The sequence below is a fragment of the Rhodococcus sp. P4_F5 genome (assembly GCF_056401315.1).
This window is the reverse complement of the sequence record NZ_JBFUJP010000053.1, coordinates 18,846-32,903: the sequence shown is the minus strand read 5'-3', so window position 1 is coordinate 32,903 and position 14,058 is coordinate 18,846. Positions and strand designations below refer to the sequence as shown.

Below are 14,058 nucleotides of genomic sequence, written 5' to 3'. Positions count from 1 at the left end.
GGCCTCGAACAGCACCCGCACCGGCACCTGCGTGTCCAGCGCGGCGCCGAGCCGCGAGATCGCCTGGGTGGCGATCAGCGAGTTGCCGCCGAGGGCGAAGAAGTCGTCGTCGGCGCCGACCCGCTCGACCCCGAGCACGTCCGCGAACACGCCGGCCACGATCTCCTCGATCGGCGTCGACGGCGTCCGGAAGGCCCTCGCCTCGAACTCGGGCACCGGCAAGGACTTCCGGTCCAACTTGCCCACCACCGTGCGCGGGAGCTCGTCGAGCACCACCACCTGAGCCGGCACCATGTACGCCGGCAACGAACTGGACAATGCATCGCGCAGTGCCTGCGGATCCAGCGCCGAATCCGTCTCACCCACCACGTAACCGAGCAGCCGCTGCCCGGTGTGCGGGTCCTCGTGCACCATCACGACCGCCTGCGCCACCCCCGCGCAACCGGCCAGCGCCGCCTCGATCTCGCCGAGCTCGATCCGCAGCCCGCGCAGCTTCACCTGTGAGTCGGCGCGGCCGACGAAGTCCAGTTGTCCGTCGGGCGTCCAACGCACCAGGTCGCCGGTGGCGTACATCCGGCTACCGGGCAGGCCGCCCGGGTTCGCGACGAAGCGGCCCGCGGTCAACGCGGCCTGCTCGTGATACCCCCGTGCCAGCCCGGCACCGGACAGGTACAGCTCACCCACCACACCGACCGGCACCGGCCGCAGCCGGGCGTCGAGCACCGCCGCGCCCGCACCGCCGATCGGCACACCGATGGTGATCCGGTCGTCGACAGAGAACGGCTCGGTCAGGGTGATGACGATCGTGGTCTCGGTCGGGCCGTAGCCGTTGACGAATCGACGGCCGGGCGCCAAGCGCGCCACCAACTCCGGCGGGCACACGTCACCGCCGACTCCCACCATCTCGAGGTCCGGCAGGTCCTCCCCGCGCAGGGTCCCCAACGCCGCGGGCGCACTCATCACGTGGCTCACCCGCTCGTCCCGCAACAGCACCGCGAGCTCGTCACCGCCCACGACCTCCGGCGGCGCGACCACCATGGTCGCGCCGGTGCTGAACGCGCCCAGCATCTCGAACAGCGACGCGTCGAAGCTCGCCGACGACAGTCGCAGCACCCGCGACGCGGCGGTGATCGCCATCTCCGGACGTGCCTCGGCAGTGAATGCCGTGAGTCCGGTGTGGGTTACCGCCACGCCCTTCGGCGTACCCGTCGACCCCGACGTGTAGATCATGTACGCGACGTTGTCCGCGGACAGCGGTGCCGTCCGGTCACCATCCGCGACCGGGCCGTCCGGCAGCCCCTCGGAGACGTCGCCGTCGAGCTCGAGCCACGAGGTGATGTCCGGCAGCCGGTCGCGGACCCGGGCCACCGTCAGCCCCAGCGCCGCACCGGAATCGGTCAGCATGTGCTCGATCCGCGCGTCCGGCAACGCCGGATCCACCGGCACGAACGCCGCGCCGGTCTTGGCGACCGCCCACATCGCGACCACCGACTCCACCGACCGCGGGAATGCCAGCGCCACCACCGACTCCGGTCCGGCACCCCGCGAGATCAGCAGCCGGGCAAGACGGTTCGACGACCCGTCCAACTCCGCGTAGGACATCTGGGTACCCGACATGGTCAGTGCGACCTTCTCCGGGTCCAGCGCCGCGCCCGTGCTCAGGATCTCCGGCATCAGCCGGACCGGATGCTGCGTCGCGATCGCCCGCTCCGCGAGCACCGACAGCTCTCCCCCGTCGAGCAGGTCGACCTCGCCGACGAGGACCGCAGGGTCGGCCGAGACCGAGCCCAGCACCCGCACCAGCCGGTCGACGAACCGCTGCGCGGTGCCGCCGTCGAACAGGTCCGCCGCGTAGGTCAACGAGCCCGACATGCCCTCCCCGCCCTCGCGGAAGGTCAGCTCCAGATCGGTCTTCGCGACGTCGATCTCCGGGTCGAGCATCGTCACCCGCACGTCCGGCAGCTCGAGCGAGCCGACGCCCTGACTCTGCAGCGACAGCGCGACCTGGAACAGCGGCGAATATGCCTGCGAGCGGGGCGGGTTGGCGACCTCGACGACGCGTTCGAACGGCACGTCGGCGTGCCCGAATGCGGCCAGGTCGACCCCGCGGGTCTGGGCCAGCAGGTCCGCGAACGTGAGCGTCGGGTCCACCTCGGTGCGCAGCACCAGGGTGTTGACGAACATGCCCACCACGTCGTCCAGCGCCGCCTCGCCGCGGCCGGCGATCGGGCTGCCGACGGCGATGTCGGTGGAGCCGCTGAGCCGGGCGAGCTGAAGCGAGAGCGCCGCGTGCAGGACCATGAACAGGGTCGAGCGGTGCTCGAGCGCGAGACCGTTGAGTCGCTCGGTCAGTTCCGCACCGACCACGAAGTCGACGCGGCCGCCGCGGTAGGACGCGACCGCCGGCCGGGATCGGTCTGTGGGCAGTTCCAGCACGCCCGGGACGCCGGCCAGCCGCTCCGCCCAGTAGGCCAGCTGGACCGACGCCAGCGATTCCGGGTCGTCCTCGGACCCGAGCACCTCACGCTGCCACAGCGCGTAGTCCGCGTACTGCACCGCCAACGGCGCCCAGTCCGGGCACTCGCCACGAGTCCGGGCCTCGTAGGCGGTGAACACGTCGCGGGCCAGCGGCAGGGTCGAGAAGCCGTCTGCGCTGATGTGGTGAACCACCAGCACCAGCACGTGCTCGCTCGCGTCGAGGCGGAACATGCCGCCGCGCAAGGGGATGGCGGCGGTCACGTCGAAGCCGCCGGATACAAGACCGAAGATCGCGGTCCGCAACTCGTCCTCACCGTCGACGTCGACCGGGGTGAGGTCCAGCGCCACCTCGGCGCCGGCCAGGATTCGTTGCTGCGGACCCTGATCGGAGTCCGGGAAGAGGGTGCGTAGGGACTCGTGCCGGTCGATGACGTCGCGCACGGCGGCCGCGAGCGCGGCGGCGTCCAGGGCGCCGGTCAGCCTGACCGCGAGTGGGATGTTGTACACCGCGGACGCGGAATCGAATCGGTTGAGGAACCACATCCGCTGCTGGGCCAGTGAGAGCGGGATCCGCTCCGGCCGCTCCCCCGCGACCAGCGGGATCCGGTCCGCGGCCTCGTGGGTGTCCACCAGGGTCGCCAGGCCCGCCACGGTCGAGTTGCCGAAGACCTCCCGAACCCGCAGATCGGTGCCCGCGGTGGCGTTGACCCGGGCCACCACCTGGGTCGCGCTGAGCGAGTTGCCGCCCAGCGCGAAGAAGTCGTCGTCCGCGCCGACCCGCTCGGTCCCGAGTACCTCGGCGAAGATGTCGGCAACCACCTGTTCGGTGGCCGTCCCCGGCGGCAGGTACTCGCGCACCTCGAACACCGGCGCCGGCAGAGCCTTCCGGTCCAGCTTGCCACCCGGCGTCAGCGGCACCGTCTCGAGCACCGTCACCGACGCCGGCACCATGTACTCCGGCAACCGATCCCGCACGAAGGCGGTCAGCGCGGCGGTGTCCACCGGGGCGCCCGCCCGCGGCAGCACGTACGCGACCAGCGACCGGCCACCGGCCGGGCCGTCGAATCCGACCGTCGCCGCGAAGTCGACATCCGCATGGGCAGACAGCACCGCGTCGATCTCACCCAACTCGATCCGGTGGCCGCGGATCTTCACCTGGGCATCGGTCCGTCCGAGGTACTCGAGAGTCCCCTCCCGCGTCCAGCGCACCAGGTCACCGGTCCGGTACAGCCGCGAACCGGCCGCTCCGAACGGGTTCGCCACGAACCGCTCCGCCGTCAACGACAGGCGGGCATGGTAGCCACGCGCCAACCCGGCGCCCGACAGGTACAGCTCACCCGCGACACCGACCGGCACCGGATGCAACCGGGCATCGAACACCACGACGTCGGTCCCGACGACCGGGCCACCCAGCGTCACCGGAGCACCGGGCACCATCGGATCCGAGTGGGCCGCAACCACTGTCGACTCGGTCGGCCCGTACGCGTTGAACATCTTCCGTCCCGGCGCCCACCGCTCCACCAACGACGTCTCGCAGGCGTCGCCGCCGACGACGACCACCTCGAGCAGGTCGAGGCCCGCCGGGTCCACCGTCGCCAGGGCCGCCGGCGTCACGAACGCATGCGTCACGCGTTCCGCGCGCAGCAGCCCGGCGAGGGTGTCGCCGCCGTAGACCTGCGTCGGCGCCACCACCATCGTGGCCGCGCCGCCGACCGCCATCATCAGTTCCAGGATCGACGCGTCGAAGCTCGGCGACGCGAAGTGCAGTGTCCGAGAGTCGCTGCGAACCCCGTACCGGGCACGCTGGTCACTCGCGAACGCACCCAGACCGGCGTGCGTGACAACCACGCCCTTCGGGACGCCCGTCGACCCCGACGTGTAGATCACGTAGGCCGGATTCTCCGGACGCACCACTCCGGACAGCTCGCCGTCGGTGATCGTCGCCGAGGTCCTGGCCGCGACTCGCTCCGCGTCCACCGCGTCGTCGAGCACCAGCCACCGGACCGACTCGCCGAGCGCGCCTCGGCTCCGTTCCACCGTGAGACCGATCGCCGCACCGGAATCGGAGAGCATGTGCTCGATCCGCTCGGCCGGATAGGTCGGATCCACCGGCAGGAATGCCGCACCCGTCTTGGCGACCGCCCACACCGCCGTGACGGATTCGACCGACCGCTCCAGGGCCACCGCCACACACGACTCCGGTGCCACGCCCATGGCGATCAACTCACGCGCGACCCGGTTCGAGCGGGCATCCAACTCGGCGTAGGACAGAACTGTCCCCTCGAACGACAGCGCGTCCCCGGCCGGGTTCGCCGACACGGCCTGTGCCAGCAACGATGCCAGGGTCGGGCCGACCGGCTCCGGCAGGGACGGCGACGCGCCCAACTCCCGCAACGACATTCGCTCGGCCGCATCGAGGATCTCGATGTCGCCGACCGGGACCGCGGGCGTGCGCACCGCGGCGGTGAGGATCCGCAGGAAGCGCGTGGCGAACTCGCGCACGGTCGCCTCGTCGAACAGGTCGGTGGCGTAGACGAACTCGGCGGCCGCGCCCTCGGCGTCGAGCAGCTCACTGACCGTCAGCTGCAGGTCGAACTTGGCCACCCCGAAGTCGAGCGGCTCGCGCCCGATCTGCAGACCCGGCAGGGCAAACCCGTCGACCGGCAGGTCCTCGAAGGCAAAGACCACCTGGAACAGCGGGTGGTGTGCGGTGGAGCGGGCCGGTGCGGTGACCTCCACCAGACGCTCGAACGCGACGTCTGCGTGCCCGAAGGCGGCGAGGTCGACGGCACGGACCTCACGGACCAACTCGTCGAACGACCGCGCCGAGCCCACCTCGGTGCGCAGCACCAGGGTGTTGACGAACATGCCGACGACGTCGTCGAGCGCGGACTCGCCGCGGCCGGCGACCGCGGTGCCGATCGCGATGTCGCTGGACTCGCTCAATCGCGCGAGCAGCACCGCCAATGCCGTGTGCAGCACCATGAACGGCGTGGCGTTGGCATGCCGCGCGATCTCACGGACTCCGTGGTAGAGGTCCGCGTCGATGGTGAAGGGCACCGTGTCGCCCCGGTAGCTCGGGGTCGGCGGACGCCGGTGGTCGTGCGGCAGCGGCAGCAGGTCGGGCAGGCCCGCGAGGCTCTGCGACCAGTACCCGAGCTGGCGAGCGGCCAGCGACTGCGGATCCGATTCCGATCCGAGGATCTCCTGCTTCCACAGCGCGTAGTCCGCGTACTGGACGTCCAGCGGCTGCCACGACGGCGCGACTCCGTGCGCACGGGCACCGAACGCGACCATGACGTCACGCGCCAGTGCCTGCATCGACCAGGCGTCGATGCTGATGTGGTGCACGACCATCGAGAGCACGTGTTCGTCGGGGGCCGCCCGGAACAGGCGCAGCCGGACGGGCGGGGCGGTGGTGACGTCGAACCCGCCGGCGGCCTCCGCCAGGAGCCGGTCCGAGAGCTCGGCCGGCGACACCGCCGCCACCCGCAGGTCCACGTCGACGTCGTCCACAGCCAGGATCAACTGGCTGGGACCGTCGACCGAGTCCGGGTAACGGGTGCGCAGCGACTCGTGCCGACCGACCACGTCGCTGACCGCGTCCCGCAACGCGTCGACGTCGAGGGCACCGCTCAACCGCAGCGCCACCGCCACGTTGTACGCGCCGGAACCCGGGTCGAACTGGTTGAGGAACCACATCCGGGACTGCGCGGGCGAGAGCGGGATCCGCTCGGGACGCTCGGCCCGGACCAGCGGCCGGCGCACACCGGTGTCGGTGGCGTCGTCGAGCCGGGCGGACAGTCCCGCGACCGTCGGTGCCTCGAACAGCTCTCGGACGCTCACCCGCACACCGAGTTCCGCGTCGAGACGTGCCAGCAGCCGGGTGGCGAGCAGCGAGTTGCCACCGAGATCGAAGAAGTTGTCTGACGCACCGACCCGCGGCACCCCGAGCAGTTCGGCGCAGATCCGCGCGACCACGAGTTCGGTGGCCGTGGCGGGGGCGACGAACTCCGCGCCCGCGAACTCCGGTTCCGGCAGCGCCTTCCGATCGAGCTTGCCGTTCGCGTTCAGCGGGAGTTCGTCGAGGACGACCAGCACCGACGGCACCATGTACGCCGGCAGGTCGCGTCCCAGTGCTTCGAGCACGCCCGCCCGGTCGACCTCCACGCCCGGCGCGGGCACCACGTATCCGGCCAGGTACTCGCCGCCCACGCCCCCGCGCAGCAGCACCACGGCCTGACCGACCGCACCGCCGCGCGTGAGCGCCGACTCGATCTCGCCGAGCTCGATGCGCTGACCGCGCAGCTTGACCTGGAAGTCCGAGCGCCCGATGTACTCCAGCTCACCCGAGCCGTTCCATCGCACCAGGTCGCCGGTGCGGTACATCCGCTCGCCGGGCCCCCCGAACGCGTTCGCGACGAACCGGTCCGCGGTCAGGTCGAACCGGCCACCGTAGCCGCGGCCGACGCCGACGCCGCCGACGTAGAGCTCACCCTCCACCCCGGCCGGCACCAGCCGCAGCCGACGGTCGAGCACGTACAGGTCGAGGTTCGCGACCGGGCGTCCGATGGGCACGCCGGCGACGTCCGCGGCCGACGCCGGGTGGCACGACACCACGTCCGACGCCTCCGTCGGGCCGTAGCTGTTGACCACGCGCAGACCGGAATTCATCAGTGCCGCGAACTTGCCGACCCGGATCGACTCACCGCCGAGGACGACCATGTCGAGCCCCGCGAGGACGCCGTCGACATCGCTGTCCACGACCGCCTCGAACGCGCTCGGCGACATGTTCGCCACCTGAACTCCGCCGTTGCCGACGATCCGCAGGATGTCCCACGGGTCGAAGCCGTCCGCCGCCAGGTGGATCGTGCGCCCCTGGGTCAGGGCGGCCCACACGTTCTTCTGCGTCAGGTCGAAGTTCGGCGACGACGCGATGAGCAGTCCGCCGACGGCGGGCAGTTCGCGTCGGTACCAGGCCAGAGTGTTCTCGATGCCGGCCATCGGCACCAGCGTCGGCTTCGGCTTGCCCGTCGAACCCGAGGTGGAGATGACGTAGCCCAGCCGCAGTCCCGCCCCCGGTTCACGCCACCGGTCGACCGGACGCGCGGAAACCTCACCGGTCCCGGCGAACTCGTCCATCGCGACGACCGGGACCGGCAGGTCCCGGGCCGACGCGCTCAGCACGCACCGCGCACCGGTGTCCTCGAGGATCGACTCGATCCGGTCCGCCGGGTACGTCGGGTCGACCGGCGCGTACGCCGCACCGGCCTTCCACGCCGCCAGCATCGCGACGACCCACGCCACGGACCGCGGGAGCACGAGCGCCACCACGTCGTCGACGCCGACCCCCAACCGGACGAGTTCGGCGGCCAGTGCCGTCGAACGCTCGTCGAGTTCCGAGTAGGTCAGCGACGTCTCGCCCGCCACCACCGCGGCGGTGTCGGGGCACCGGTCGGCCTGGGCGCCGAACAGCGCCACCGGGGACCGGTCGTCGGCGGGCATCCGAGCGCCCCTCGACAATCCGAGCATCCGGTCCCGTTCGCCCGCGCCGAAGAGGTCGATCTCCCCGACGGCCAGGGCCGGGTGCGTCGCCATCGTGTCCAGGATGCGGATCAGCCGGGACGCCAACAGCGTCACGGCGTCCCGGTCGAAGGACAGGGGGCTGAACCGCAGGTTCAGTCGCAGCCGCGGGTCGAGGACCGACATCAACGTCAGCGGGAAGTGCGTCGCGTCGTGTGCGTCGAGGTCGAGTACCCGCATCCCGCCGATGTCGGTGTTCTCGTCGAACCCGGACTTGTCGACGGGGTACGACTCGAACACCGTCAGGGTGTCGAAGAGCTCGCCGAGGCCGGCTGCGACCTGGATGTCGCCGAGTCCGACGTGGTGGTGGTCGAGCAGGTCCGCCTGGTCGCCCTGCAGGCGGGACAGGAACTCCGCGACCGGCTCGTCCGGGTCGATGCGGACGCGGACGGGCACGGTGTTGATGAACAGGCCCAGCATGGACTCGACGCCGGCCAGCTGCGGCGGGCGTCCGGACACAGTGGCGCCGAAGGTGACGTCGTCTCGGGAGAGCAACCGGGCCAGCAGCAGCCCCCACGCCGCCTGGATCACGGTGTTCACCGTGACCCCGTGCTCGCGGGCCATCCGGCCGATCCCGTCCTCCAGCCCGGCGGGCAGGTCGACGATCAACTCCTCGGGCAGCGGGCCCTGCTCCCCCGGCGCCCGGACGGGCGCGAGCAGGGTCGGTTCGGTGACGCCGTCGAGGGCGCGCGCCCAGGCTGCGTGGGCGGCGGCGGTGTCGCAGTCGGCCAGCCAGGCGAGGTACTCGCGGTACGAGCGCGGCCGGGCCAGGCCCACGACGTCGGCGCCGGCGGCGTACGAGATCAACAGCTCCCGCACCAGCAGCGGCATCGACCAACCGTCGAGCACGATGTGGTGGTTGGTGACGGCGAGCACGTACCGCTCGGGCGCCGTGCGCACCAACAGGATCCGCAGCAGCGGCGGGCTGTCCATCGGGAACCGTGCGGTCCGCTCGTCGTCCAGCAGCTTCTGCAGTCGCACTTCCCGTTCGTGCTCGGGCAGCGCCCGGACGTCCACCTCGCGCCACGGCACGTCGACGTGGTCGAGCACGATCTGCACCGCGGTGCCGTCCTCCGCGTAACCGAACGCGGTACGAAGGTTCTCGTGACGACGAACCAGATCTGTTACGGCAGAACGCAACCGACTCGAGTCGACCACACCGGCCAGGCTCAACCGCAGTTGCGCGGTGTACACGTCCACCGTCTGCTCCGACAGCTCGGCGTGGAAGAGCAGGCCGCGCTGCAGCGGCGAGAGCGGCCACACGTCGGTCAGCAGCGGGTACCTGTGCTCCCACCGCTCGATCTCGCCCTGACCCACCCGGACCAGCGGGAAGTCCGACGGCGTGAACCCGCCCGTGGCGGGCTGCTCGGCATGCGCCGCGAACCCCTCGAGCGCGCGACGCCACAGGTCGGCGAGCTCGCCGACCTCCTCGGCGGAGAGCAACCCCGCCGGGAACGCGAAGGTGGCCGACAGGCTCGGCCCGTCGATTCCGTCGTCGACCATGGCGTTGACGTCCACCGCGGCGGCGACGGTCATGCCGGGCCCGCTCGCGGCGTTGAGGTCCGGCGCGTCCGGGTCGGGAATCCAGCCCAGGCCCCGCATCGACTCGGGCACCTGTGCCGCACCGGTGCGGCCGAGGTAGTTGAAGCTGACCTGCGGCTCGTGCAGGGCCGCGAGCACGGGGGCGGTCTCCTCGTCCAGGTACCGCAGCACCCCGAAACCGACGCCGCGGTTCGGCACCGCGTGCAGCTGTTCCTTGACGGCCTTCATCACCACGGCGGCCGCGTCGCCACCGACGATCGCGTCGTCGAGGTCCACCGCGGCCAGGTCCAGCCGCACCGGGAACATGCTGGTGAACCAGCCGACCGTGCGGGAGAGTTCGGCGCCGGCGACGGCGGCGTCCTCGCGGCCGTGGCCCTCGAGCGTGAGCAGGACCGAGGGCGACGCGAGCCCGCGGTCGCGGCGCCACACCGACACCGCGACGGTGAGGGCCGCGATCAGTCCCTCGCTGACGCCGCACCGGAACGCACCGGGCAGGCTGGTCAGCAGGGACTCGGTGACGGCGGTGGACAGTTCCACCCGCACCCGCTCGGCGGTCGCCACCGTGTCGAGAACCGGGTCCAGGGACCGGGCGCCGAGCACCGGGTCCGGACCTGCGAGAACCTCTGTCCAGTAGTCCATCTCGCCGGCGAACGTCTTGTCACGGGCGGAGTCGGCCACCCCGTGGGCCCACCGTCGCAGTGAGGTGCCGACAGGCGCGAGCTCCGGCGGGGCACCCGCCGCGGCCTGCATCGCGGCCTGCGCGAGGTCGGGGACAATGGTGCGCCAGGACACCCCGTCGACGACGAGGTGGTGGCCGACGACCAGGAGCCGGCCCGCGGAGGTCGACTCGCCCGATTCTGTTGCCAACCAGACGAACTGGAGCATTACCCCGTCGGCCGGGTCCAGCCGGCCCGCGGCGGCCTCGCACTCGTCGAGCATGGCGCCGTCGAACTCGGCGCTGCCCGGCGACGCGTCGACCGCGACCCTGCGCAGCAGCCGGGACGGGTCGACCGAGTCCGCCCGGGTCTCGAACACCCAGCCGTCGGGGCCGGGGACGAAGCGCGCACGCAGCGCGTCGTGACGGTCCGTCACGGCCGTCACCGCGGCGGTCAACATGGCCTGGTCGAGGTTGTCGGGCAGCGTCAGCGCGATCGCCTGGAAGAACCTGTCCGGGCCGCCGCGGGCGAGCATCGAGTGCACGATCGGCGTCAGCGGCACCGTGCCGATTCCCGCGCCGTCGAGTTCCACGAGTGCCGCGGACTCCGAGTCCTCCGCCCGCACCGCGACCCTGGCGATCTCGGCAATGGTCTTGCGCTCGAAGACGTCCCGCGCCGAGAAGCGCAGTCCACGCTCCTTGGCCCGCGCGACGAGCTGGATCGCGATGATGCTGTCTCCGCCGACGGCAAAGAAGGACTCGTCGACGCTGACCCGGTGCGCTCCGAGCAGGTCCGCGACCACCTCCGCGATCACCTTCTCCGCGTCGGTGACCGGCTCGCGGTACTCCGCGGTGGCCGCACCGAACACCGGGATCGGCAGCGCGCGGCGGTCCAACTTGCCCGCGGTGGTCAACGGGACGCTGTCGATCACCATCACCACGGACGGCAGCATGTGGCCGGGCAGGAACTCGCCCGCCCGGGCGATGACCTCCGTCGGATCCACGGCGTGGCCCGAGCGGGCCCGGACGTAGGACACCAGCGCGATCGCACCGTTGCTGCGCTCGTGCGCGATGGTGACGGCGAAGTCGATGCCGTCCTGCGAGGTCAACGCGGCGTCGATCTCGCCGAGCTCGATCCGGAACCCGCGGATCTTGACCTGATGGTCCGCACGGCCGACGAACATCAGCTCGTGGTCGTTCGTCCACCGGACCTCGTCGCCGGTCCGGTACATCCGGGAACCCGGCTCCTCGAAGGGGTTCGCGACGAACCGGTCGGAGGTCAGGCCCCGCCGGTCGTGGTACCCGCGGGCGAGCGCGGGGCCGGCCAGGTACAGCTCACCGACGGCCCCCACCGGCACCGGACGCAGCCGGCGGTCGAGCACCAGGGCACTCGCACCCTGGATCGGGGCGCCGATGGTGATCCGGTCATCCACCGCGAGCGGGTGCCCGGTCGTGATGACGATCGTCGTCTCGGTCGGCCCGTAGCTGTTGGTGAAGCTGCAGACGTCGGCGAACTTCTCGACGAGGTCCGGCGTGCAGACGTCGCCACCGACGACCACCGCCTGCAGGTCCTCCAGCCCCTTCGGGTCGACCGACCCGAGCACGGTCGGCGCCGAGATGATGTGGGTGACCCGCTGCGACCGCAGCAGGTCCACGAGGTCGTCGCCGCCGTAGACCTCCGGCGGGGCCACCACCATCGTGGCGCCCGCGCTGAAGGCCTGCACCATCTCGAAGACCGAGGCGTCGAAGCTGGCGGAGGAGAAGCGCAGCACCCGGGACTCGGACGTGATGTCCAACTCCGGCCGCGCCGCGGCCGCGAAGTTGACCAGGCCGGCGTGGGTGACCACCACGCCCTTCGGCAGACCCGTCGATCCCGAGGTGTAGATGACGAACGCCGGGTTGGCGACGCAGAGGGCGTGACGCCGGTCCGCGTCGGTGATCGGATCCGTCGACAGCGCCGAGTACCGGGCGATCGTCTCCGCGTCGTCCGTGGTCAGCCAGTCGACCGAGGACGGCAACGCGCCGCGCAGCGCCGCCGCGGTCAGCCCGACCAGGACGCCGGAGTCGGTGACCATGTGCATCTTGCGGTCGGCGGGCAGCTCCGGGTCGATGGGCAGGAAGGCCGCGCCGGACTTCGCCACCGCCCAGACGGCGACGAGCGCCTCGACCGACCGGGAGAAGGAGAGCGCCACGAACGACTCGGGGCCGACGCCCCGGTCGACGAGCAGTCGTGCGAGCTGGTTGGACCGGGCGTCGAGTTCCCGGTAGCTGACCCGCGCGTCGCCGGCGAGGATCGCGATTCCGTCCGGGTTCGCCGCGGCGCCGTCCCCGAGCAGGTCCGGCAGCAGTCGCGGGGCGGACGCGGCGGGCCCACGCAGCGGCACCAACTCGGCGCGTTCGTCGTCGTGGAGGACGTCCAGCCCGGACACCCGCGCCGCCCCGTCCGCCGCGGCGAACTGGGTGAGGTACTCGAGGAACCGCGCGTGGTGGCCCTGCAGGTCCTCGGCGGTGTACAGGTTCGGGTTCGCCTCGAAGTCGAGGTGCGGACGGCTTCCGGCGACGCTCGGGTAGATGTTGACGGACAGGTCCTCCACCGGACCGGTGGTCAGCACCCGCATCCGACCCGTCAGGTCGCCGAAGCGAATCTCGCTGTGGAACATCATGAGGTTGATCGCCGGCCCGAAGAGGCCACGCTGCCCGGCGCCGGAGCCGAGCCCGCGACGCATGTCCTCGTGGCGGTAGCGCTGGTGGCGCAGCGCCCCGGTCAGTTCCAGCTGCACCGCGGCGACGAGCTCCGAGACCGTCGTCTCGTGGCCGACCTGGACCCGGAGCGGGATCACGTTGGACACCATGCCGCCGGACCGCCGCATCTGCGCGGTGGTCCGCGCCGACACCGGCAGGCTCAACGCGACGTCGCTCTCACCGGTGAGCCGGGAGAGGAAGGCCGCCACCGCGGCGATGGCGATCGGCGTGAACGCCGACTCGTTGGCCTCGATCGCGGCCTCGGTGGCCTCCGCCAGCGGCCCTCCCGCCACCAGCGAGAACGGACCGACCGCCGCGGTACTGGCGGCGAGGCTGATCGGCTCGGGCAGCTCGCGGGTCCGCTCCGCCCAGTACTCGCGGTCCTTGGCGAACCGGGCGGACTCCCGGTAGCGGGTCTCGTCCTCGCAGATCTCCCGGACGGGACTGGCCTTGTGGTCGGCGGCGGCCCTGCCCTCGACCGCCGCCGTGTACAGCTCGGCCACGCGGTTCATGTACGTCATCGCGCCGAACCCGTCGAGCGCGATGTGGTGGATGCGGGCGTACCAGTAGTAGCGGTCCTCCCCGATCCGCAGCACCGCGGACTCGATCAACCGGTCCGTCACGAGGTCGATCGGGGCGCTGTACTCGGCGCGCATCCAGTCCTCGGCTGCCCCGGCCGGATCCGTCGCGGAACGCAGGTCGACGATCTTCATCTGGTCGTTGAGCGTCTCGTCGATGACCTGCGCGGGCTCGCCGTCGTGCTCGACGATCCGGAGCATCCCGGTGCCCAGCTCACGCGAGGCGAGCGCCCCCGCCGCCTGCATCGCATCCATGTCGAGGTCGCCGACCACGTCGACGCACTGGGCAATGGTGATCGGCACATCCGGCAGCAGGTGCTGCGCGAACCAGATCCCGCGCTGCGCGGCCGAGAGTGGGAACGCCTCCACACCACCGTTCGCATCCGTCTGCGGAGAGTTGAGGATGTCGGACTCGCGGACGGAGTCACGTGCAGGAACCACCGGTAGAACCTCTCGAAATGATTGCTGAACCCCACCAGA

At 71.5% G+C, this 14,058-nt stretch carries 1 protein-coding gene; it reads right to left on the bottom strand.

Annotated features, from left to right (window positions below):
- The coding region (locus tag AC1DU4_RS18995; protein ID WP_477842380.1) for a non-ribosomal peptide synthetase at window positions 1-14,019 on the bottom strand (14,019 nt) is incomplete at its 3' end.
- Window positions 14,020-14,058 lie beyond the last annotated feature (39 nt).